This is a genomic window from Noviherbaspirillum galbum (assembly GCF_010974945.1).
GTDB classification, from domain to species: domain Bacteria; phylum Pseudomonadota; class Gammaproteobacteria; order Burkholderiales; family Burkholderiaceae_D; genus Noviherbaspirillum; species Noviherbaspirillum galbum.
Window position 1 is genome coordinate 226,280 of sequence record NZ_JAAIVB010000079.1, and the last position, 22,992, is coordinate 249,271.

Genomic DNA, 22,992 nt, shown 5'->3' on the forward strand with positions numbered 1-22,992 from the left:
GCCGGCGGTTCGGTCAGATTATTTTTTTACACTCCGACATGCATATCCATATCCTCGGCATCTGCGGCACCTTCATGGGCGGCCTCGCCGTGCTGGCCAAGGAAGCCGGGCACAAGGTGACCGGCTGCGACGCCAACGTCTATCCGCCGATGAGCACCCAGTTGCAGGCTCAGGGCATCGAGCTGATCGAAGGCTTCGGCCCCGAGCAGATCAGCCTCCAGCCAGATCTTTACGTCATCGGCAACGTCGTGTCGCGCGGCAATCCCCTGATGGAAGAAATCCTCAACCGCGGCCTGCCTTATACCTCCGGGCCGCAATGGATAGGGGAGCATATCCTGCGCAGCCGCTGGGTGCTGGCGGTCGCCGGCACGCATGGCAAGACCACCACGACCTCCATGCTGGCCTGGATCCTCGAAGACGCCGGCTACCATCCCGGCTTCCTCATCGGCGGCGTGCCGATGAACTTCGGCATTTCCGCGCGCCTGTCCGGCAAGGAAGCCGGTTCCGGTTTCTTCGTCATCGAAGCCGACGAATACGACACCGCCTTCTTCGACAAGCGCAGCAAGTTCGTGCACTACCACGCGAAGACGGCCATCCTCAACAACCTCGAATACGACCACGCCGACATCTTCCCCGACCTCGGCGCCATCGAAACCCAGTTCCACCATCTCGTGCGCACCGTGCCCGGCGTCGGCCGGGTGATCGCCAACGGCCGCGAGGAATCGCTCGGGCGCGTGATCGCCCGCGGCTGCTGGAGCGAGCAGGAATGGTTCGGCACGGACGACGGCAAGGGCTGGTCGCTGCAAACGCATGACGACGGTAGCTTCGACGTCGCGTTCAACGGCGAGGCCCAAGGCACGGTGTCCTGGGCGCTGACCGGCGAGCACAACCGCATGAACGCGGTCGCCGCCATCGCCGCCGCCCGCCACGTCGGCGTGCCGCCGGCCCAGGCGATCGCCTCGCTGGCCCGGTTCGAGAACGTCAAGCGGCGCATGGAAGTGCGCGGCACGGTCAAGGGCATCACCGTCTACGACGACTTCGCCCACCATCCGACCGCCATTTCCACCACGGTCGCCGGCCTGCGCCGGAAGATCGGCGGCGAGCGCATCCTCGCGGTGCTCGAACCGCGTTCCAACACCATGAAGCTCGGCACCATGAAAAGCGCCTTGCCCGCCAGCCTGACAGATGCCGACCTGGTGTTCGGCTATGGCGCCCGGACCGGCAAGGACGCCCTCGGCTGGAACCTCGGCGAGGCACTCGCGCCGCTCGGCGACCGCGCCACGGCGCATGACGACCTCGACGCCCTGGTCAAGTCCATCGTGGCCGCCGCGCGTCCCGGCGACCATGTGCTGGTGATGAGCAACGGCGGCTTCGGCGGCGTGCACCAGAAAATCCTGGACGCCCTGGCTTCATGATCCTGTACCTGCACGGCTTCCGTTCCTCGCCGCTGTCCTTCAAGGCGCGCCTGCTGGGCGAACGCATGCGTGCGCTCGGCCTGGCGGACCGCTATGCCTGTCCGCAGCTGCCGGCATCGCCGCGCGACGCCATCGCAATGGCCGAGTCGCTGATGGCCCCCCATGGCCAGGACGCCTGCCTAATCGGGTCCTCGCTCGGCGGCTACTACGCCACCTGGCTGGCCGAACGGCATGGCTGCAAGGCGGCGCTGCTGAATCCGGCGATCAAGCCGCCGCGCGACCTGGAACGCTACGTCGGCGTGACCACCGCCTATCATTCCAGCGAGCGCTTCGAATTCAAGCGCGAATACATCGGCGAACTCGAGGCCCTGGCGGTGGAGCGCATCAGCCGCCCGGAACGGTATTTCCTGCTGGCCGCCACCGGCGACGAAGTACTCGACTGGCGCGAAATGCAGGCGCATTACCCCGGCGCGCGCCAGCACATCATCCAGGGCAGCGACCACGGCATCTCGGAGTTCGCCGATTACGCCGACGAGGTGCTGGCCTTCTGCGGCATCGGGCGGCCCGGCGCCGCGGAGTCCGGGCGGTGAGCCGGCGCGGCATCACGCGTGCGCGCTGGGTCGCGCATGTCAATGGCGTGAGTCCGCCGCGCGACCTGCGCGGCTGGCTCACCGATACCGTTTCGCTCACCCTCAAGCTGAGCGCGAGCGGCAACCAGTTCCGCGTCCGCCGGCTGCGCCAGGCGGTCAGGCCCTGTCTCGGCGACGAGCATCACGCCATCGGCTTGCCGAAGCCGGGCAAGGTCCAGGAAAGGGAAGTGGTCCTGCATTGCGACGGCTTGCCGGTGGTCTATGCGCATACCGTCGTGCCGCTCGGCGCGACCGCATCCGACTGGCCGTTCTTCGCCACGCTCGGGGAGCGTTCGCTGGGCACGACGCTGTTCGGCGATCCGCGCGTGACGCGGGGCGAACTGCGGTATGCGCGCCTGCATGACGCCCATCCGCTGGCGCGCCGCACCGGCGCGGCCCTCGGCGACATGGTCGACGGTCCGCTGTTCGCGCGCCGCTGCCTGTACCGGCGCGGGCAGGGCGTGCTGCTGGTGACCGAGGTTTTCCTGCCGGCCATCCGCGAACTGCGCGCGGGCAAACAACATCAAGCGAATCAAGGCAATCGATGAATCTGTTCTTTGAAGAATCCGGCGATTTCAAGGCGGGCACCGTCCTGCAGCAGCAAGGCGAGGCTTACCAGGTGGAGCTGCAGACCGGGAAGCGGACCAAGGTGAAGGCGCGCGACGTGCTGCTGCAGTTTTCCTCGCCCGACCCGGCCGAGCTGATGACCGAGGCGAAATCGGTCGCCGAGGACATCGACCTCGACTTCCTGTGGGAAGTGGCGGGCCAGGACGAGTTCGCCTTTTCCGACCTGGGCGTCGAATATTTCGGCCACGATCCGCGTCCCCACGAAGCGGCCGGGCTGCTGCTACGCCTGCACAACGCCCCGATCTATTTCTACAAGAAGGGCAAGGGCCGCTACAAGGCGGCACCAGAGGAATCCCTCAAGGCCGCGCTCGCCGGCATCGAAAAGAAGAAACAGCAGGCCGTCATCCAGGCCGGGTATGTCGAGGAACTGAAGGCCGGGCGCCTGCCCGACAGTTTCCGCCCGGTCGCCCTGCAGCTGCTGTTCAAGCCCGACAAGAACAGCCTCGAATACAAGGCGCTCGAAGCGGCCTGCGCCGAGCTGCAGACCACGCCGCAGCGTCTCATGCTGTCCTGCGGCGGCATCGCCTCGCCCAGGGAACTGCATTACGCCCGCTTCCTGATCGAGCATTTCCCCAAGGGCACCGGCTTCCCGGCGGTGAGCATCCCCGCCGTGCCGGCGCTGCCGGTCGCCGAGGTGAAGGCCTTCTCCATCGATGACGTGACCACCACCGAGATCGACGATGCCTTTTCCGTCGTGCCGCTGGGCGAGGGCAAGATCCGGGTCGGCATCCACATCGCCGCGCCCGGCCTGGGCGTGCAGCGCGACGATGCCATAGACGGCATCGCGCGCCACCGCCTGTCCACCGTCTACATGCCCGGCGACAAGATCACCATGCTGCCCGACTCCCTGGTGGAAGCCTTCACCCTGGGGGAGGGACGCAATTGCCCGGCGCTGTCGCTCTACGCCGACGTCGACACCGCCGACTGGAGCGTGCTTGCCACCCAGACCCGCGCGGAAATGGTGCCGATCGCCGCCAACCTGCGGCACAACGATCTCGACGAGGTCGTGACCGAGGACAACCTCGCGGCGCATGCCGGCGACTATCCCCACAAGGAAGAGATTTCCCAGCTGTGGCAATGGGCGCAGGTGCTCGAGAAGGGGCGCATGGCCAAGCGCGAAGCCTTCGGCCTCAAGCCCGAGCAGAACAACCGGGTCGACTTCAATTTCTACGTCGAGAACGACGTCGTCAGCATCGTCCGCCGCAAGCGCGGCGCGCCGCTCGACAAGATCGTCGCCGAGCTGATGATCTTCGCCAACAGCACCTGGGGCAAGCTGATGCACGACCATGGCGTGCCGGGCATTTATCGCAGCCAAGGCGCGAGCGGCGGCGGCTGGGCCGCCAAGATGCAGGTGCGCATGCTCACCCATGCCGCGCCGCACCAGGGCCTCGGCGTGGACCAGTATGCCTGGAGCACCTCGCCGCTGCGCCGCTACACCGACCTCGTGAACCAGTGGCAGATCCTTGCCTGCGCCCAGCACGGCGTGACCGCGCCGCTGGTGGCGCCCTTCAAGCCCAAGGATGCCGACCTGTTCGCCGTCGTCTCCGCCTTCGACGCGGCCTACGGTGCCTATGCCGATTTCCAGTCCAACATGGAGCGTTACTGGTGCCTGCGCTGGCTGGCCCAGGAGAACGCCCGCCAAGTCGATGCGGTCGTGCTCAAGGAAGACGTGGTGCGGCTGACCGACATCCCGCTGGTGCTGCGCCTGCCGGGCATGCCGCAGGTGGCGCGCGGCACGCCGCTGAGGCTGGAGATCATCCGCTGGGACGAGGTGGAACTCGCGGTCGAGGCGAGGATACTCGAGGTCATGCAGGGCACGGCAGATGCCGGGCCCGCCGTCGTGGAGAACGATGAAGTCGCGCCGACGACCGATGCGGAAGCGGATTCGGAAGCCGATGCGGCGCCGGTGGGGGAGTCGTCCTGAAGCGGCGGACTTCGATGGCGCCATACTTGTCATTCCCGCGCAGGCGGGAATCCCGTTTCGCTCGTCCGGATAAACGCACAACGGGATCCCCGCCTGCGCGGGGATGACAAAGAAGCTCCGGCAACACCCCCAGACGGACGGGTCTTGTCAACCTCGCCACGCCCCTGCCCAACCCGGCCACACAAGCCGTAAGGATTTGCAACCGGCAACGAAAAGTCGCGTTCCAGCCTCGGTCTTTGTCGTAAAATTCGAAGCTCAATTCAATGCTCCACGGGCACTTCCCGACGCGTCATGGTCATCGCACAAAACCGGTCCCTGTCGATTGCATTTGCGGCATCGGCGCTGGTGCACATCGCCTTGCTCGCGGTGCGCTTCGTCGCGCCGGACACTTTCCAGTTCAAGCCCGCCGACCCCGGCCTGGAAGTCATTCTCGTCAATGCCAAGCATGACCGCGCGCCGGTCAAGGCGGAGGCGCTGGCCCAGGCCAATCTCGATGGCGGCGGCCAGGCCGATGCGGGGCGTTCCAGGTCGCCGCTGCCCGACATGGGCAAGACCGAAAACGGCGACGGCCTGAAAGCCATTCAGCGCCGCATCGAGGAGCTCGAGCAGCAGCAGCGCATGCTGGCGCAGGCCAACAAGAAGTCGCCGCTGCATGCCGCGCCGGTGAAGGATGCCGTCAAGCCCCAGGCCCAGCCGGCGGACGGCACCGATGCGATGGAAAGCGCGCGCGCCATCCTGCGTCGCGAGGCGGAAATCTCCAAGCGCATGGATGATGAAAACAAGCGGCCCAAGAAAACCTTCATTTCGCCGAGTACGCGTGAAGTCGGTTACGCCATGTATTTCAACCGGGTGCGCGAACGCATCGAAAACATCGGCACGCTCAATTTTCCGCAGAAGGATGGCCGCAAGCTCTATGGCGAGCTGACCCTGTCGATCGCCATCTTCCAGGACGGCCAGATCTACGCGCACGAGCGCGACGACGGCATCGCGGTCGAACGGTCTTCCGGCAATCCCGCGCTGGACGAAGCGGCGCGCCGCATCGTGCGACGCGCCGCTCCCTTTGGCGCCTTCGCCAAGAACATGCGGTCCAGCGACCGCGACGACGTGTGGATCATGACGACCCGCTTCAAGTTCACGCGCGAAGACGCGCTCGAAGCCGAAATGCAGGGGAGAGCGAATTGAGCCAGCCTGACCGCTATGTGGTGATCGGCAATCCGATCGCCCACAGCAAGTCACCCGACATCCATGCCCGATTCGCCGCCCAGACCGGCGAGCATTTGCAGTACGAACGGCTGCTGGTGCCGCTCGACGGCTTCGCCGATGCGCTGGGCAACCTGATGAAGTCCGGCTGCCGCGGCGCCAACGTCACCGTCCCCTTCAAGCTGGAAGCCTTCGAGCTGTCGAGCCAGCGTTCCGAGCGGGCCGAGGCGGCCGGCGCGGTGAATACGCTGCGCTTCGACGGCACGGACATCCATGGCGACAACACCGACGGCGTCGGCCTCGTCAATGACATCCTTTGCAACACGCCGGTCAGGATCAAGGGCGCGCGCGTGCTGCTGCTGGGCGCGGGCGGCGCGGCGCGCGGAGTCATCCTGCCGCTGCTGGCGCAGGAACCGGCGGCGCTGTGCATCGCCAACCGCACGGTGGCGAAGGCGGAGGAGCTGGCCGAACGCTTCCAGCAATGGAACGCCGGCAAGAGCCGCCTCGAGGCTTGCGGGTTCGAGCAGGTCGCGCCCGACTTCGACATCATCATCAATGCCACCTCGGCCAGCCTGAGCGCAGAGCTGCCACCCGTGCCGGCCGCCGTCTTCCGAGAGGGCGTGTTTGCCTACGACATGATGTACGGGAAGGAACCGACGGTCTTCATGCGCCACGCCGCCAGCCATGGCGCGACCGCGCGCGACGGCCTGGGCATGCTGATCGAACAGGCCGCCGAAGCCTTCTTCGTCTGGCGCGGCGTCCGGCCGGACACCGGGCCGGTGCATAACGCCTTGCGGGCCGCGCTTTAGATGCGGCTGCTGCGCCGCATCCTCGTATGGGCGGTTCTCGCGCCGGTACTCTTCGTGCTGGCGATGCAGCTCTTCTTCTTCCTCCAGATCTGGTGGTGGGTCGACCACAATCCCGATTCCACCAGCTTCATGCGCCACCAGCTTTCCTTGCTGCGCGAGAAAGATCCCCGGTTCGAACTCAAGCACCGCTGGGTGCCGTACGATCGCATCTCCGATCATCTCAAGCGCGCCATCATCGCCGCCGAGGATTCCAACTTCGCGGAGCACGAGGGCGTGGACTGGGAAGCGCTGCAGAAGGCCTACGAAAAGAACAGCAAGAAGGGCAAGGTAGTGGCCGGCGGCTCGACCATCACCCAGCAGCTCGCCAAAAACCTCTTCCTCTCCGGCGAGCGCAGCTACCTGCGCAAGGGACAGGAAATCATCATCACCTACATGCTCGAATTCCTCATGGACAAGGAAAGGATCTTCGAGATCTACCTCAACGTGGTGGAATGGGGCGTCGGCGTGTTCGGCGCAGAGGCCGCGTCGCAGCATTATTACGGCGTGACCGCCGCCCAGCTCGGACCGGCGCAGGCCGCGCGGCTCGCGGTGATGCTGCCCCGGCCGCGCTTCTATGACAAGAACCGCGGATCGCCGTATCTCGCGCGGCGCACCGACCTGATCCTGCGGCGCATGCGCGCCGCCGAACTGCCTTGACCGCATTGACGATAACGAGGGGAGATGCCATGACATTGAAAAAACAGCGGGGAATCAGCCTGTTCTGGTCCGCCGTCGCGGTGGGCGTGTTCACGCTGGCCTGCATGGCCGCGCTCATGTCCATGCGCCACGAACGCAACTATTTCATGGAAGCCTGGAAAGGCGTCGGCAAGTCGGAAGCCGCGCAGGCCATCCAGAAGACCGGGGCGGCGGCGGGCGGCGCGATCCAGCAGCAGGCCGGCGCGAAGGACGGCGCCATGCGCAAGTGCCTCGTCGACGGCAAGGTCACGTATTCCAACGTGGAATGCGAAGCCCGGGGCGAAGTGGTCAAGATCCGCGACACCGCCGGATTCGAGGCGCCGAAGCTGCCTCCCGCGCCGGCGCCGCAGGGCGAGGGCGCTCCCGGCCTGCAGGACAGGATGATCGAGAAGGCCGCGAAATGATGCAGCGCATGACGCGGTTGCCGGCGCGCTTGCCTGTCGCAGTCGATGTCAGTACACTTGCGCTGTTTTCGTTTTCAGGAGCCCCGACTTGGGCAGTCACAGTACAACTTGTCAACCGTCGATACACGGATAACCGGCGAGAAAGTGCTTGAGCGGCAAGCTCCTCCAGGCGCCTCTCGCCCTACGGTGAGCGGGCGCGACACGCCATGATTCAGATCCCGTCTGAACCCCCATTCATGGCAGCGTTCCCAGCAGATTCAACAGCCCGCGGGCACAAGCCGCGGGAGGGTCGTGTCCATCGTCCGGGCGCGGCCGGGAGAGCACATGATTAATGTATTTGTCTTGCAAAACGGCCGTCTCAACCAGGTCAACATCGAAACCCGGCACGACCTGGAACAGGCCGCGCCGGTCTGGGTCGACCTGACCGACCCGAGCGACGAGGAACGTGCCTGGGTCAAGAGCATCTACGGCGTTACCCTGCCAGGCGAAGACGAAGTCAAGGACATCGAAGCCTCCGCCCGGTATTACGAAGCCGAAAACGGCGACCTCCACCTGCGCACCGACTTCCTGCTCGAAGAAGACGACGGCCCCTCGCGCGTGGTCACCGTGGCCTTCATCCTCGCGCGCAACATGCTGTTCTCGGTCCATAACGACGACCTGCCGGTGTTCCGCCTCGTGCGTCTGCGCGCGCGTTCGCGTCCCGGTTCGATCGGCGACTACAAGGACGTGCTGCTCGACCTGTACGCGACCGATGCAGAGTATTCCGCGGATGCGCTCGAAGGCATCTACCAGAACCTGGAAGACGTCAGCCGCCGCGTGTTGCAGAAGGAATTGACCGACCAGGACGCCGCCGCCGCGCTCAACGCCATCGCCCAGGAAGAAGACTTGAACGGCCGCATCCGCCGCAACATGATGGATACCCGCCGCGCGGTCAGCTTCCTGATGCGGGGACGCCTGCTCAACGCCGAGCAGTTCGAGGAAGCCCGCCAGATCCTGCGCGACATCGAATCGCTCGACGGCCACACCGCCTTCCTCTTCGACAAGATCAACTTCCTGATGGATGCCACCGTCGGCTTCATCAACATCAACCAGAACAAGATCATCAAGATATTCTCCGTGGCCTCGGTCGCCTTCCTGCCGCCAACGCTGATAGCCAGCATCTACGGGATGAACTTCAAGCTCCTGCCGGAGCTGGAGTGGAGCTACGGGTATCCGTTTTCGCTGGGGTTGATGGTGGTGTCGGCGATCACGCCGTTCTGGTATTTCAGGAAGAGGGGATGGTTGAATTAGGGGAGGGGACTTCGGGCACTCCCTGATTGCCGCTGTCATTCGCGTGCAGGCGCTGTCATGCCTGACTACTGCTGTCATTCCCGCGAAGGCGGGAATCTCATTTCGGTTTTGTCTCGTTGCGGATTTCTCTCCGGTAGACCGGTTGCCTCTCCCACTCCGTGGGGGCTTGCCGGGGCTGGTCCCGGCGGCCTAGGGACTTTCTTTATCAGCAGACCCTAGGCGGGCCCTACGAAAGTACCCAAAGAAAGCTGCTTCAACACCCATGTGGGAGTTACTTCGGGCGGCCTTGTTCGATGGGTTGAGGGGATGCCGTTCTCTGCGGTAGTAAGCACCTAGAAGGCAGATGGTGGTTCGGCCTCCTGCCGCATCGGCATGGCTCTAGCCTGTTCCGACGGCGGGGAGCAGGAATCCGCGATCATGCCAATACCTACTGCCTTTCAAGCACCCTCCGCCCTGTCCCCTCCCATTCAAGGGGAGGGCTAGGGTGGGGATGGGTTTCGGTTGCGCTAAGCGGACAGGGTTTATTTCGCTGGTCATGTCAACGTTGTTCTTTGCTCGCACCGGAAACCCATCCCCACCCCAACCCTCCCCTTGAAGGGGAGGGAGCTTGGTAGTCAGGGCGCGGGCGTGGAGGTCGTAGCGTTCGCTTTTCTTTGGTTTGTTTCGTGGGGCCCGCCGGGGCCAGTCCCGGCAAGCCCCCACGGAGTGGGAACCGCAATCGGGTCACCGGAGAGAAACCCGCAACGAAACAAAACCGAAATGGGAGCCCACGACCTGCCTTGCAAGGCAGGTCGGTTCCACAGGCGCAAGCCGGTGCCTCGCGAAACCCCTGCCACACCCCCGCCTCCGCGGAAATGACAATGGTGCCAAGGATCCCAGGAGGCCCCTTCTCCTACCTTAACTTCCCAAACACGCTCCGCGCCGCCGCAACCGTCTCCTCAATCACCGCATCGTCGTGCGCGGCCGACACGAACCCCGCCTCGAATGCCGACGGCGCAAGGTACACGCCCGCCTCCAGCATGCCGTGGAAGAAGGCATTGAACTTCTCCTTGTCGCACGCCATGACCTCGGCAAAGCTGCCGGGAACCCGGTCGGCGAAATACACGCCGAACATCCCTCCGACCGCATCGGCGCAGAAGCGTACGCCCGCGTCCTTTGCCGCGTTCGCGAGACCCTGCGCGAGCTTGGCCGTCTGCGCGGTCAGCGTCTCGTAGAATCCGGGCCGCTGGATGATCTTCATCGTCGTCAGGCCGGCGGCGACCGCGACCGGGTTGCCCGACAGGGTGCCGGCCTGGTAAACCGGACCCAGCGGGGCGAGGAATTTCATCACGTCCTTGCGGCCGCCGAATGCCGCAACCGGCAGCCCGCCGCCGATCACCTTGCCGAGAACCGTCAGGTCGGGCGTGACGCCGTACATGGTTTGCGCGCCGCCGAGTCCGACGCGGAAGCCGCACATCACTTCATCGAAGATCAGCAGCGCGCCGTGCTGGGTGCAGAGGCGGCGCATGGCTTGCAGGAATTCCGGCGTGGCGCGCACGAGGTTCATGTTGCCCGCCACGGGTTCGACCACCACGCAGGCGATGTCGCCGCCCATGCGGGCGAAGAGATCTTCGAGTTGCTGCGGGTCGTTGTAGTCGAGCACCAGGGTGTGCTTGGCGAAGTCTTCGGGCACGCCGGCCGAGGTGGGATTGCCGAAGGTGAGCAGGCCGCTGCCGGCCTTGACCAGCAGGGAATCGGCGTGGCCGTGGTAGCAGCCTTCGAACTTCACGATCTTGGTGCGGCCGGTGGCGCCGCGGGCGAGGCGCAGGGCGCTCATCGCCGCTTCGGTGCCGCTCGACACCAGGCGCACCTGTTCCACCGAGGGCAGGATGCGGCAGATTTCCTCGGCCATCTCGATCTCGCCTTCGGTCGGCGCGCCGAAGCTCAGGCCGCGGGCTGCGGCGTCCTGCACCGCGTGGATGACCTCGGGATGGGCGTGGCCGACGATGGCCGGGCCCCAGGAGCCGATGTAGTCGATATAGCGCTTGCCGTCGGCGTCCCAGAAGTGCGGGCCTTCGGCGCGGGTGATGAAGCGGGGCGTGCCGCCCACCGAGCGGAAGGCGCGTACCGGCGAATTGACGCCGCCGGGCGTGCTGGCCTGGGCACGCTCGAAGAGAATGTCGTTCTTTGAAGTCATGGAATGGTTCAAGATGCGGAAGGGGAATCGGAAGGCGCGTCGCCGTCGGGTTCGCGCGCCCAGAAGTAGCGGTCGGGCGTCAGCTTGCCCATGCCGAGGCGATGGGCGTTGGTCAGGGCGGCATGGGTGAATTCCTGCGCCTCGAATACCGCTTCGGGCACGTCGACGCCGTTGGCCATCATGGCCGCCATGGTCGCCGACATGGTGCTGCCGGCGCCGCTGAAGGAACCCGGCATGCGGGTCCAGGTGTCCTGGCGCAGCACGCCGGACGCGTCGAACAGGGTATTGGTCACCTCGTGGACGGCGCCGCCGGGCGTATTGGTGACGAACACGTATTCGCAGCCCATCTCGATGAGGTGCAGCACGTCCACCGCCAGCATGTCTTCCGAGGAGGGCTCGCGCCAGGTCTCGGCGAAACGCGACAACTCCACCGCCGACGTCAGGAACAGGGTGGACTGGGGCAGCAGCAGTTCGCGGATCGCCACCAGCAGGTCTTCGCTTTCATGGCCCTGCTCGGGGATGGCGGTGATGAAGGGATCGAGGATCAGCGGCACGTCCGGATAGTCGGACATGATCTCCGCGATCACCGTGACGTTCTCGATGTCGCCGACGGCGCCGACCTTGAAGGCGGCCACCGGCATGTCTTCCAGCAGCACGCGCGCCTGGTCGGACACCCAGTCGGCCTCCACCGGCTGGGACTCTTCCACGCGCGCGGTATCGCCGATCAGGATGGACGTGACCACCGACAAGCCGTGGCATCCCATGGCGGCGAACGAGGCCAGGTCCGCCTGGATGCCGATCGCGCCGACCGGATCTGTTGCGCCGAAGGTCAGGATCAGCGGCGAAGTGGGAATTGCACTTTGGGTTTGCACGATTCGTAAAGTAAGATAACCGGCTTTGCATTTTACTCGATAGAAGGGTGGCAACCGTGAGCGACAACGTGGAATTCAAGACCTGGATGTGCCTGATTTGCGGATGGGTGTATGACGAGGCCGCTGGATTGCCGGACGAAGGCATTGCCCCCGGAACACGCTGGGAGGACGTCCCCATGAACTGGACCTGCCCCGAGTGCGGCGCGCGCAAGGAAGATTTCGAGATGGTCGCCATCTGAGGCCGCCGGTTACCATTTTTATCACGTTCATCGGATGATCCGTATCAGACGCTTAACAGGTATCGCATAAAAACGACGCAGGCCTTGACGTAGTACTTGTTCAAAATCAATCATCTTGCCTTAAGGCATATTAGGATCGTATATTGAGGATCCTTGAACGAGATTACCGTCATGACAACAGCATTCGATACCAACAGTTTAAAAATCATGGTCATCGACGACAGCAGCACGATCCGTCGGTCAGCGGAAATCTTCCTGGGCCAGGCTGGCTACCAGGTGGTGCTGGCGGATGACGGATTCGACGCGCTGGCAAAGATGAACGATCACAAGCCGGCGCTCATCTTCTGCGACATCCTGATGCCGCGTCTCGACGGTTACCAAACCTGCGCTCTCATCAAGAAGAGCGCCAAGTTCCATTCAACGCCGGTGATCATGCTTTCCTCCAAGGACGGCCTGTTCGACCGGGCGCGGGGCGCCATGGTGGGGTCGGACGCTTACCTGACCAAGCCCTTCACCAAGGACAGTCTTCTCAAGACAGTGCGCGAGCACGCTGCCCAGGCGCTTACCGCCTAATCATCATCTCAAGGTCCACGATGCCCATTCAAAAAATCCTGGTGGTCGACGATTCTCCGACCGAGCGTTATTTCCTGACGGACATTCTGGTCAAGAACGGCTTTTCCGTCTCGACCGCCGAGAACGGCGAGGAAGCCATGTCCAAGATCAAGGCCGACAAGCCGCACCTGATCCTGATGGACGTGGTCATGCCCGGCCAGAACGGCTTCCAGGTCACGCGCGCCATCTCGCGCGATCCCGAGACCGAATCCGTGCCGGTGATCATCTGCACCAGCAAGGGCCAGGAAACCGACCGCATCTGGGGCATGCGCCAGGGCGCCAGCGAATACATCGTCAAGCCGGTCGATCCCCAGGAACTGCTGTCCAAGATCGCCGCGCTGGGCTGACGCCATGAGCACGCCGACCCTGGAGGGCGCGAAGGAAAATGCGGTCGCCGGGCGCGACCTCGGGGCGCGCCGCACCCGGCTGCGGGAGTTCCAGACGCAGCTCGTCGAGCGCATGCAGGCGGTCAGCAGCGGCGCGCAGATCCAGGCGCGCCAGCTCGGCGTGGTGATCGGCGAGACGCGCTGGCTGCTCAACCTGCAGGAGGCGGGGGAAATCGTGTCGGTGGCCGGCATCACGCCGGTGCCACTGACGCAGGACTGGTATCTCGGCCTCACCAACATCCGCGGCAACCTCGTGAGCGTGGTGGATTTCGCGCGCTTCTGCGGCATGCCCGCCACTTCCATCGACAAGGAATGCCGCGTCGTCGCCTTCGGCGCGGCGCTCGGCTTCAATTGCGGCTTGCTGGTATCGCGCGTCGCCGGCCTGCGGCACGCCGGCGACATGCAGCCGCTGGAAGGCGACGCCGGCGGCCAGGGACCGGCCTGGGCGGCGCGCCGCCACGTCGACCGCGACGGCCAGACCTGGACCGAGCTCAACCTGTCGCTCATCGCGCAGGACCCGCGTTTCCTGCAGGTCGGATTGTAGTTACGGCGGCACCAGAACAAATCAAGAACGATTCCAAGAACAGAGACAGAGCGAACGATTAGGAGACCAAGAAATGGCGTTCAACGTACCCTTCCTGAACAAGACCAAGCAGGACGCGCTGGTGGAAGAACTGGCCGGCGAGGCGCGCAGCCTCCCCACTTCGACGGCGAATGCCGAGACGGTGGAAGTGCATGATGCGCAGGCAGCCGCCTTGCCCAATCTGGACGCCAACACCCAGTCGCCGCGGGACCCGAACGCGACCTACATCGGCGATGCCTTGCAGAATGCACGCGACATCCGCCTGCCGATCATCGGCAACCTGCCGCTGCAGCAGCAGGTCCGCGTCCTGCTCTCCGCGCTCGGCGGCTCCCTGCTGCTGTCGGCGGGCATGGTGTGGCTGAACTCCAGCCATTCCGTCCTGTCGTCCACCCAGACGCAGATCGCCGGTGACGCCCTGATGCACTCCCAGCGTATCGGCAAGGCGGCGCCCAACGCCATTCAGGGCAACCCCGAGGCGTTCAAGCAGCTCGAGGACAGCCGCGCCGAACTCAACCGCGACCTCACCGTGCTGCTCAAGGGCGGCGACTACCAGGGCCGCGACATCGCCTCCCCGAATGGGCAGATGGAAGCGCTGCTCAAGGAAACCCAGAAGATCTGGGGCAATTCCGACAAGGCGGCGGAAACCATCCTCAAGCTGAAGAAGGAACTGACCGGCTTCGGCGCCACGCTGCAAAAGCTGAACTCGCTGTCGCCGGTGCTGCTCGAGCTGACCGAGCAGATCGCCACGCTCAAGGCCCAGGGCGGCGCATCGCCGCGCGAGATCTCCGCCGCCGGCCAGCTCGTGATGCTGACCCAGCGCCTCGGACGCAGCGCCAACGAATTCCTCACCTCCGAAGGCGTGAACCCCGAGACCGCGTTCCTGCTCGGCAAGGACACCAACACCTTCCGCGACATCACCGAAGGCTTCCTGAACGGCAGCGAGGTGCTGCGCCTGTCCGCCACCAAGGATGCCGACACCCGCGACAAGCTGACCGAACTGCAGGGCGCGTTCAACGAATACCAGCAATCGGTGGCAACCATCCTCGGCAACCTGCAAAACTTCATCGCCGCCAAGCAATCCGAACAGCTGATCTTCGCGGAGAACGAAACCCTCAAGCAGCGCATCACCAACCTGCAAAAGTCCTACCGCGGCGAGGAAGACACGCTGCACTGGACCTTCTGGCTGATGATGGGCCTGGCCGGCGCCGCGCTGGTATCCGCGGTCGGCATTGCCCTCGTGCTGCTGCAGGACAGCCGCAACCGTACCAAGGAAGCGGACCACCGCCGCCAGGAAGCGGAAGAGCAGCGCCTCGCCGCATTGCAGAAGGAAGAAGAGGCCAAGGCCGCCAACGACCAGAACCAGGCCGCGATTCTGCGCCTGATGAACGAACTGCAGGAAGTGGCGGACGGCGACCTGACGATCCAGGCGACGGTGTCCGAAGACATCACCGGTGCGATCGCCGACTCGGTGAACTACACCGTGGAAGAACTGCGCGGCCTGGTCGGCCGCGTGACCCGCACCGCGGAGCAGGTGACCTCGGCATCGAACGAAGCCCAGAACATTTCCAGCGAACTGCTCGTCGCGTCGCAGAAGCAGTCGCGCGAGATCCAGGAAACCGGCCAGGCGGTACTCGACATGGCGACCCAGATTACCGACGTGTCCAAGGCCGCGAACGAATCGGCCGAGGTGGCGCGCCAGTCGGTGACGGCGGCAGACCAGGGCGCCCGCGCGGTGGAAGACGCCATCAAGGGCATGAATGAAATCCGCGAGCAGATCCAGGAAACCTCCAAGCGAATCAAGCGCCTCGGCGAATCCTCGCAGGAGATCGGCGAAATCACCGAACTGATTTCCGACATTACCGAACAGACCAACGTGCTGGCGCTGAACGCCGCCATCCAGGCGGCTTCCGCCGGCGAGGCGGGCCGCGGCTTCTCGGTGGTGGCGGAAGAAGTGCAGCGCCTGGCGGAACGTTCCGGCGAGGCAACCAAGCAGATCGGCGCGCTGGTGCGCACCATTCAGACCGATACCCACGACGCGGTCGCCGCAATGGAAAAGTCCACCGAGGGCGTGGTCGAGGGCGCGAAACTGTCCGACGCCGCCGGTGCCGCGCTGGCCGAGATCCGCAACGTTTCGAACCGCCTCGCGGAACTGATCCAGAACATTTCCCTGGCGACGGAACAGCAGGCCACCTCCGCCAACGGCGTGGCGCAGAACATCCAGAACATCCTGAACGTGACCGAACAGACCCAGCACGGCACCCAGCAGACGGCGCAGTCGATTCGCGAACTGTCCAAGCTGGCGGAGGAACTGAAGAATTCCGTGTCCCGTTTCCGCGTGACTGCCTGAGTGGCCACCTGAGCCAAGGACGATTCCCGACTCACCGGCAACCGAAGAACCCTTGCCGCGGCATGCGCCCTCCGGCCATGCCGCGCCTGTCCCCCAGAGGCCGTCATGAATAGCCCATCCTCCACGCCGGGTCAGATCGCCGGCGATACCCTCGACACCGGACCGCTTTCCTGGGTGCTTGGCGAGATCCGCGAAGCGCTCAACCGCTCCCGCGCCGCGCTCGGCGACGCGCTCGCGCAGGACGCCGACGCCCGCAACACCAGCCTGCGGCATGCCAAGACCTGGCTGCACCAGGCGCACGGCGCGCTGCAGATCGTCGACATCGACGGCGTCTCCATCATCACCGAAACCGTCGAAGACTTGTTCGATCGCCTCGACGCCGGCCAGCTTGCCTTGTCGCAGCCCCTCGCCGACGCCATCGGCGGCGGCTACCAGGCGCTGGTCGAGTATCTCGAAGAACTGCTGTCCGGCGTGCCGCACCAGCCGGTCCGGCTGTTTCCGTATTACCGCACCCTGCTGGAAGCACGCGGCGCGGAACGCATCCACCCCGCCGACCTGTTCTTCCCGAACCTCGCTATCCGTCCGCAACTGCCCGTGGCGGATGGCGCCGGCGCGCCGGATTACGTGGTCCTGCGCAAGCGCTTCGAGCGCGCGCTCCTGCCTTTCCTGAAGAATGCCGATCCGGCGTCCGAACTGGCCAACGCCGCCGCCATGCGCGAGCTGATCGGCCAGGTGGAACGCTCGCAGACCGCCTCCCAGAGCCGTGCCTTCTGGTGGGTCATGCATGGCCTGGCGGAAGCCGTCGCCGGCGGCCACGTCGGCAATGAAATCTACGTCAAGCAGCTGTTCGCGCGCATCAACCTGCAGCTGCGGCGCCTCTCCCAGGGCTCGGCCAGTATTGCCGAACGCCTGCTGCGCGACGCGCTCTTCTTCATCGCCAAGGCGCAGAATCCGCCGCAGCGCGTGCAGCAGATCCGCGCCGCCTACCGCCTCGACGGCCTGGTGCCGGAAGACTACGACAGGAAGCGCTACGGCCAGGTGGACGTCGACGCGCTCGCCGCCGCCAAGGACAAGCTGAACCAGGCCAAGAACCTGTGGAACCGCATCGCCGGCGGCGACATCAATGCCGCCGATTCCTTCGAGCACGAGATGCGCCTGCTGTCCGACGCCGGCTCGCGCCTGAATTCCGCGCCGCTCACCAAGCTGCTGCGCGAGCTCAAGGGCATCGCCCGCCATGCCGCCCACGCCCGCCCCGGCGACGTGCTCGGCCTCGAGATGGCGACCAGCCTGCTGTTCGTCGAAACCACCCTCGGCAACATCGGCCGCCTGCCCGACAACTTCGGCGAGCGCGCCGATGCGATGACCTCACGCCTGCTGGCGGTGGTCGCCGGCGACACGCCGTCGGCATCCGGCGCCTGGCTCGACGACATGTCGCGCCAGGCCCAGCAGCGCCAGACCATGGCCGCGCTGTCCGTGGAAATGCAGAACAGCCTGCGCCAGGTCGAAAAGCTGCTTGACGAATATTTCCGCCATCCCGGCCAGAAGTCGCCGCTCGGCCAGCTAGACCAGATGCTGCACCAGATCGAAGGCGCCCTGGCCGTGCTCGACCACGACGATGCGGTCCAGACCGTCCGCCACACCCGCGATGCCGTCAAGGGATTCCTTGCCGCCGAAGACGACCGGCAGCCCGACCAGTCGGAGTTCCAGCAGGTCGCGCGCAATGTCGGCGCGCTCAGCTTCTTCATCGAATCGCTGCAGTCCCAGCCGGAAGCGGCCAGGAAGCGCTTCGCCTTCGATGCGGAACGCGGCGTGCTCGAGGCGCGCCTGCTCGACAAGTCCGAACCCGGCCCCGGCGATGCCGCCCTCGCGCCGGTGATCGAGGAGCCCGCGGCGTCCGGTCCGTCCGCCTCCGCCGATCCCGCCGCGCCCGGCGATGCCAGCGGTGCCGACGATTCCAGCGATACCGCTTCCTTGCAGACCGTCGAGGACGAACTCGCGCGGCGCCAGCAGCAATCGGCAGAGCTGGCCATGTCGCTCAGCATCGAGCCCGACAACCAGCAATTGCAGGAACAGCTGAAGGAGTCGCTGGAAAAGATCCGCCAGGATGCGGCCCTGATCGACAATCCCGACGTGACCGGCCGTGCCCAGGCCGGCATCGACCTGCTCGCGCGGCCCGATTTCTCGGCCTCCACCGATGCCCTGGCGCAGATCATTACCGCCACCGTGCCGGTGCAACCCGAAGCCGCGCTCCTGCCGCCGGTGGACGCGCCCGACACCGACGAGGCGATCGATGCCGAACTGCTGGAGATCTTCCTGTCCGAGGCGGTGGAGGTGTTGCAGACGGTACGCGATACGCTGCCGCATTCGCGCTGCGAGCCGCACAACCAGGAACACCTGACCACGCTGCGCCGCTCCTTCCATACGCTCAAGGGCAGCAGCCGCATGGTCGGGCTGAACGAATTCGGCGAAGCTGCCTGGAGCATCGAACAGGTCATGAATCTCTGCCTGGCGGAAACGCGCGGCGGCGACGATGACCTCTATGGCCTGCTCGACAAGGCTGCCGAGGTGCTCGGCGCATGGGTCAACGACCTCACCGAGCACGGCCGGTCGCGCCGCACGCCGCACGCCCTGATCGCAGCCGCGGAACGGCTCAAGGAGGGCGGCAGTTTCTCCTACGAGGAGGCGCCCCTGGCCGCGCCCGAGGCAGCCATCGAGGAACCGGAAGCAGCGATCGAACCCCCGGAGGCGCCTGAGGCCATCGGCGCCGCGGACGCCGTCGACGCTGCCGCATTGGAAGAGTCCATGGAAGCGCTGGAACCGGCGCCCATGGATGAGCTCGCCGCCTTGCCGGACGTCACCGAAACCATCGACATGAGCGCCTTGCCGGAGATGGGCGACGAGCCTGCCTCCCTGGAGCAGGAACTCGCCGCCGAGCTTTCCGCGGAACTGGCGGAGGAATTGGCGGCTGAACCGGTCATCGACTTCGATGCCCCCGCCGAGGCTGGCGTGACGTTCGATGCAGCCGAAGTCACCGGGATTCCCGAGCTTGGCGACGAGGGAGACACCTCCGGCGCTGCCGGCGTGTCCGGTCTCCCGTTGATGGAAACGGAAACGTCGACAGAGCCCGGGCAGGAATCTTCCAGCCCGGTCGCGTTAGGGGCAGAGGCAGAGCCGGAACCGCCAGCGCAGGCGGACATCATCACCTTGCTGACGCCCGCCAATCCGGAACCGGCGCGCGGCCCCGCCATCGCGGTGGCGGACGTGATCGCGTTCCCGACGCTGCAGCCGCCCGAGACGCGCCGCGACGAACACGTCAAGCGCGTCGGCGGACTGGAAATCAGCGTTCCGCTCTACAACATCTACCTTGCCGAGACCGACGACCTGATCCACCTGCTGGCGCGCGACCTTGGCGAATGGCGGCATGAGCCCGAGCGCCAGGTCAACGTGACCACCATCCACGCCGTGCACTCGCTGGCCGGCAGCTCCGCCACGGTCGGTTTCCGTGCGCTGCAGGAAACCGCCCATGCGCTCGAAATGGTGCTGCAATTGCTGTCGCGCCGTCCGGTGCTGCTGCGCGAGCACGAATTCGACCTGCTGCAGCACAGCGTCGAGCGCATGCGCCTGATGCTGATGAAATTCGCGCTGGACGAGCTTCCCGCGCCGCAGCCGGAATACGCCCGCCTGCTGGAAAGCCTGCAGCGCGACCTGGAAACCCGCGACATGCTGGTGCATGACGCCTCGCCGAGGTTGGCGCCATCCGGCATGGCCACGGCGCATTCCACGCCCCCGGCATCGCCGGAATTCGAGCCGTCGACATCGCCGGAATTCGAGCCGCTGACGTCTCCAGAATTCGAGCCGTCGACATCGCCGGACATCCAGCCGTCCGCACCGCCGGAAGTGCAGCCGCTCCCCGGCACGCAGCCTGACCAGGCGCCTGCGCCGGAGATCATGCCGACACCGGCGCCGGAAACGCCCGAACCCGCCGAGCCCGTGCCGCCCGAAGTGCCGGCGACCCCGGCCGCGCCCGAGGCGCCGACGCTTCCCGAGACGCCTGAGGTTCCCGAGGCCCCATCCCTGCCGGAAGTGCCGGTCATCCCCGAAGGCAGCCGCGCGGAGTCAGGGCAGGAAGGCGAGGGCGTCATCGTTCCCAAGGACGAAATCGACGCCGACCTGCTGCCGGTTTTCCTGGAAGAAGGACGCGACGGGTTCCCGCAGATGAGCGCGGTGCTGCGCGCCTGGGTGGACCAGCCGGCCAATGTCTCCCATCCGCAGGCGCTGCTGCGCCTGCTGCACACGCTCAAGGGAAGCGCCCGCATGGCCGGCGCCATGACGCTCGGCCAGCATCTGCATGACATGGAGACCCGGGCCGAGAACGTCATGCACCTGGGTTCGCCGTCGGCGCTGACCATCGAAGACCTGCTGGTCCGCTACGACCATGCCTCGCTGCTGTTCGAGCAGTTGCAGCATCCCGCGGCCCCGATGCAGGCCGGCGATGCCGCACCGGCAGAACAGGCGCAGGCGCCGTCCGGCGAGGCCGCGCAGCAAAACATGGAGCAAGCCGCGCAGCCCGTGGTGCTCGCGCCGCTCATGCCCTTGCGCGAAGACCTTGCCGCGCCCCGCCTGCCGGCCGTCCGGCCGGCTGCGGCGCCTGCCATGCCCGCCGCCCCGGCCCAGCTCGTGCGCGTGCGCGCCGACATCCTCGACCGTCTCGTCAACCAGGCCGGCGAAGTGTCGATCGCCCGTTCCAAGCTGGAAAACGAGGTGGGTTCGCTGCGCCAGTCCCTGTCCGAACTGACCGACAACGTCACCCGCCTGCGCGACCAGCTGCGCGAGATCGAGATGCAGGCCGAGTCCCAGATCGCCTCGCGCATGGCCGCGGCCGGCGAGCGCGAATTCGATCCGCTCGAATTCGACCGCTTCACCCGCCTGCAGGAACTCACCCGCATGATGGCCGAGAGCGTCAGCGACGTCGGCTCCGTGCACCACAACCTGGCCCGCACGCTCGACAGCGCCAGCACAGGCCTGAGCTCGCAGGCGCGCCTCACCCGCGAACTGCAGCAAGACCTGATGCGCGTGCGCATGGTGCAGTTCGCCAGCATTTCCGAGCGCCTGTACCGCGTCACGCGGCAGGCCGCCAAGGAAGTCGACAAGCGCGTCAACCTCGACATCCGCGGCAGCGGGGTGGAAATCGACCGCGGCGTGCTGGAACGCATGACCGGTCCCTTCGAACACCTGCTGCGCAACGCGGTCGCCCACGGCGTCGAGTCGCGCGAGGCGCGCCGCGCCGCCGGCAAGAGCGAAACCGGCGAACTGCTGGTGGAAGTGCGCCAGGAGGGCAACGAGGTCGTGATCCGCTTCTGCGACGACGGCCATGGCCTGGACGTGGCCCGCATCCGCGACAAGGCGGTTCGGCTCGGCCTGCTCGGCCACGACGGCGATGCCAGCGACGAGGACGTGCGCGACCTGATCTTCCACCCCGGTTTTTCCACCGCAGAGGAAGTCACCGAACTCGCGGGACGCGGCATCGGCATGGACGTGGTGCGTTCCGAAGCCGCCGCCCTGGGCGGCCGCGTTTCTACCTGGTCCGAACCGGGCAAGGGCACGCATTTCACCATCCACCTGCCGCTCACCCTTGCCGTGACGCAGGTGGTCCTGGTCGGCAGCGGCGGACGTACCTACGCCGTGCCGTCGGTGCTCGTCGAGCAGGTCCAGCAGCTCAAGAGCCACGCCCTGGCCGGCGCCTACAACGATGGCGCGGTGGTCTGGCAAGGCCAGCGCGTGCCCCTGCATTACCTGCCCGCGCTGCTCGGCGACCGCCAGTCCTCGCCGGTGGGACAGCAATACACCCCGCTCATGATCATCAAGAGCGGCAACGACCGGGTAGCGATCCACGTCGACGAAGTGATCGGCAACCGCGAAGTTGTGGTCAAGAACATCGGCCCGCAGCTCGCGCGCATGACCGGCATCGCCGGCGCCACGGTGCTCGGCTCCGGCGACATCGTGCTGATCCTCAACCCGGTGCCGCTGTCGATGCGCCAGGCCCAGGAACTGCTTCGCGCGCCGCGCCAGACCCCGTCCGACGCGCCCGACAACATGGGCGCGGTGGCCGACCTCGTCCATCCGGCGACACCCCAGGCCGGCGCGCCGGCACCGGTGCAAGGCCTGCGCACCCAGCACATCGTCATGGTCGTCGACGACTCGCTCACCGTGCGCCGCGTCACCCAGCGCCTGCTCTCCCGCGAGGGCTACCAGGTAGTGCTCGCCAAGGACGGCGTGGACGCGCTGGAGCACCTGCAATCGGTGACGCCGGACGTGCTGCTGGTCGACATCGAGATGCCGCGCATGGATGGCTTCGACTTCACCCGCAACGTGCGCGGGGACGAGCGGACGCGCGGGATTCCGATCGTCATGATTACCTCGCGGACGGCGGCCAAGCATCGCAACTATGCGATGGAGCTGGGCGTGAATGCCTATCTCGGCAAGCCGTATCGGGAAGATGAGTTGCTGGGGCTGATTGCGGGGTATGTGGGGCGGGTGGAAGTTTGATTTTTCGAAGCCTTGCATGGTCCGGGCTGCGAATGCTGGTGACTGAGGCAACCCGCTACAGCCACCAAATCCGCCACGGCTGCGCCCTAACTACCGGCTCCCTCCCTTTCAAGGGGAGGGTTGGGGCGGGGATGGGTTTCTTCCGCAAGCAAAGGACAGTGTTGACATCGAGAGCGGGCCAAATACTGTTCTCTACAT

Annotated in this window: 17 protein-coding genes; 15 read left to right on the forward strand and 2 right to left on the reverse strand. The window is 65.9% G+C overall.

Annotated elements, in window-relative coordinates; translation table 11 throughout:
• The first annotated feature begins 38 nt into the window (after positions 1 to 38).
• The 9 genes from mpl (at position 39) to corA (ending at position 9,033) form a co-directional block, all read left to right on the forward strand.
• Positions 39 to 1,415: a UDP-N-acetylmuramate:L-alanyl-gamma-D-glutamyl-meso-diaminopimelate ligase gene (gene mpl / locus G3574_RS25510; RefSeq protein WP_163968374.1), complete on the forward strand. Its 1,377-nt coding sequence runs from the start codon at positions 39 to 41 to the stop codon at positions 1,413 to 1,415.
• Positions 1,412 to 2,005, forward strand: a complete 594-nt coding sequence (locus tag G3574_RS25515; protein ID WP_163968375.1) for a YqiA/YcfP family alpha/beta fold hydrolase — start codon at positions 1,412 to 1,414, stop codon at positions 2,003 to 2,005. Before mpl ends, G3574_RS25515 begins: the two co-directional genes overlap by 4 nt.
• Positions 2,002 to 2,592, forward strand: a complete 591-nt coding sequence (locus G3574_RS25520) for a chorismate--pyruvate lyase family protein (RefSeq protein WP_163968376.1) — start codon at positions 2,002 to 2,004, stop codon at positions 2,590 to 2,592. Before G3574_RS25515 ends, G3574_RS25520 begins: the two co-directional genes overlap by 4 nt.
• A complete protein-coding gene (locus G3574_RS25525; RefSeq protein ID WP_163968377.1) occupies positions 2,589 to 4,595 on the forward strand; it encodes a ribonuclease catalytic domain-containing protein in 2,007 nt (668 codons plus the stop codon). The genes G3574_RS25520 and G3574_RS25525 overlap by 4 nt, the downstream gene beginning before the upstream one ends.
• A 291-nt stretch (positions 4,596 to 4,886) precedes the next feature.
• Positions 4,887 to 5,777, forward strand: coding sequence for a TonB C-terminal domain-containing protein (locus tag G3574_RS25530; protein WP_163968378.1), 891 nt, complete (start codon positions 4,887 to 4,889; stop codon positions 5,775 to 5,777).
• Positions 5,774 to 6,604, forward strand: a complete 831-nt coding sequence (gene aroE / locus G3574_RS25535) for a shikimate dehydrogenase (protein ID WP_163968379.1) — start codon at positions 5,774 to 5,776, stop codon at positions 6,602 to 6,604. Before G3574_RS25530 ends, aroE begins: the two co-directional genes overlap by 4 nt.
• Complete coding sequence (gene mtgA / locus G3574_RS25540) at positions 6,605 to 7,300, forward strand: monofunctional biosynthetic peptidoglycan transglycosylase (RefSeq protein WP_163968380.1); 696 nt, start codon at positions 6,605 to 6,607, stop codon at positions 7,298 to 7,300.
• Positions 7,301 to 7,329: 29 nt separating this feature from the next.
• Positions 7,330 to 7,743: a DUF4124 domain-containing protein gene (locus G3574_RS25545; protein ID WP_163968381.1), complete on the forward strand. Its 414-nt coding sequence runs from the start codon at positions 7,330 to 7,332 to the stop codon at positions 7,741 to 7,743.
• A 324-nt stretch (positions 7,744 to 8,067) separates the two neighbouring features.
• Entirely contained in the window at positions 8,068 to 9,033 is a 966-nt protein-coding gene (corA, locus tag G3574_RS25550) for a magnesium/cobalt transporter CorA (RefSeq protein ID WP_163968382.1), read from the forward strand.
• An 892-nt stretch (positions 9,034 to 9,925) separates the two neighbouring features.
• Here corA and hemL read toward each other — a convergent pair.
• Together hemL and thiD are read right to left on the reverse strand one after the other, a co-directional pair.
• A complete protein-coding gene (hemL, locus tag G3574_RS25555; RefSeq protein WP_163968383.1) occupies positions 9,926 to 11,209 on the reverse strand; it encodes a glutamate-1-semialdehyde 2,1-aminomutase in 1,284 nt (427 codons plus the stop codon).
• A gap of 8 nt (positions 11,210 to 11,217) precedes the next feature.
• Entirely contained in the window at positions 11,218 to 12,081 is an 864-nt protein-coding gene (gene thiD, locus G3574_RS25560; protein ID WP_328804856.1) for a bifunctional hydroxymethylpyrimidine kinase/phosphomethylpyrimidine kinase, read from the reverse strand.
• 68 nt (positions 12,082 to 12,149) lie between these two features.
• Here thiD and G3574_RS25565 point away from each other — a divergent pair, with 68 nt between their 5' ends.
• The 6 genes from G3574_RS25565 to G3574_RS28175 all read left to right on the forward strand — a co-directional run bounded on the left by G3574_RS25565 (position 12,150) and on the right by G3574_RS28175 (position 22,794).
• The gene (locus G3574_RS25565; protein WP_163968422.1) at positions 12,150 to 12,320 is read left to right on the forward strand and encodes a rubredoxin; all 171 of its coding nucleotides are present in this window, start codon (positions 12,150 to 12,152) and stop codon (positions 12,318 to 12,320) included.
• Positions 12,321 to 12,491: 171 nt separating this feature from the next.
• On the forward strand, positions 12,492 to 12,893 hold the full coding sequence (locus G3574_RS25570; RefSeq protein ID WP_163968384.1) for a response regulator: 402 nt from the start codon (positions 12,492 to 12,494) through the stop codon (positions 12,891 to 12,893).
• Positions 12,894 to 12,913: 20 nt separating this feature from the next.
• On the forward strand, positions 12,914 to 13,279 hold the full coding sequence (locus G3574_RS25575; protein ID WP_163968385.1) for a response regulator transcription factor: 366 nt from the start codon (positions 12,914 to 12,916) through the stop codon (positions 13,277 to 13,279).
• Between the two features lie 4 nt (positions 13,280 to 13,283).
• Positions 13,284 to 13,862: a chemotaxis protein CheW gene (locus G3574_RS25580; protein WP_163968386.1), complete on the forward strand. Its 579-nt coding sequence runs from the start codon at positions 13,284 to 13,286 to the stop codon at positions 13,860 to 13,862.
• Between the two features lie 73 nt (positions 13,863 to 13,935).
• A complete protein-coding gene (locus tag G3574_RS25585) occupies positions 13,936 to 16,248 on the forward strand; it encodes a methyl-accepting chemotaxis protein (protein ID WP_163968387.1) in 2,313 nt (770 codons plus the stop codon).
• Positions 16,249 to 16,353: 105 nt separating this feature from the next.
• Positions 16,354 to 22,794, forward strand: a complete 6,441-nt coding sequence (locus G3574_RS28175; RefSeq protein WP_205609917.1) for an Hpt domain-containing protein — start codon at positions 16,354 to 16,356, stop codon at positions 22,792 to 22,794.
• Positions 22,795 to 22,992: the final 198 nt, after the last annotated feature.

Excerpts from the sequence above, each read along its gene's own strand:
- G3574_RS28175 (WP_205609917.1), top strand. The coding sequence starts at position 16,354 with ATGAATAGCCCATCCTCCACGCCGGGTCAGATCGCCGGCGATACCCTC.
- corA (WP_163968382.1), top strand. The coding sequence starts at position 8,068 with ATGATTAATGTATTTGTCTTGCAAAACGGCCGTCTCAACCAGGTCAAC.
- G3574_RS25585 (WP_163968387.1), top strand. The coding sequence starts at position 13,936 with ATGGCGTTCAACGTACCCTTCCTGAACAAGACCAAGCAGGACGCGCTG.
- G3574_RS25575 (WP_163968385.1), top strand. The coding sequence starts at position 12,914 with ATGCCCATTCAAAAAATCCTGGTGGTCGACGATTCTCCGACCGAGCGT.
- G3574_RS25570 (WP_163968384.1), top strand. The coding sequence starts at position 12,492 with ATGACAACAGCATTCGATACCAACAGTTTAAAAATCATGGTCATCGAC.
- G3574_RS25515 (WP_163968375.1), top strand. The coding sequence starts at position 1,412 with ATGATCCTGTACCTGCACGGCTTCCGTTCCTCGCCGCTGTCCTTCAAG.
- mpl (WP_163968374.1), top strand. The coding sequence starts at position 39 with ATGCATATCCATATCCTCGGCATCTGCGGCACCTTCATGGGCGGCCTC.
- G3574_RS25525 (WP_163968377.1), top strand. The coding sequence starts at position 2,589 with ATGAATCTGTTCTTTGAAGAATCCGGCGATTTCAAGGCGGGCACCGTC.
- G3574_RS25530 (WP_163968378.1), top strand. The coding sequence starts at position 4,887 with ATGGTCATCGCACAAAACCGGTCCCTGTCGATTGCATTTGCGGCATCG.
- G3574_RS25580 (WP_163968386.1), top strand. The coding sequence starts at position 13,284 with ATGAGCACGCCGACCCTGGAGGGCGCGAAGGAAAATGCGGTCGCCGGG.
- G3574_RS25545 (WP_163968381.1), top strand. The coding sequence starts at position 7,330 with ATGACATTGAAAAAACAGCGGGGAATCAGCCTGTTCTGGTCCGCCGTC.
- hemL (WP_163968383.1), bottom strand. The coding sequence starts at position 11,209 with ATGACTTCAAAGAACGACATTCTCTTCGAGCGTGCCCAGGCCAGCACG.
- mtgA (WP_163968380.1), top strand. The coding sequence starts at position 6,605 with ATGCGGCTGCTGCGCCGCATCCTCGTATGGGCGGTTCTCGCGCCGGTA.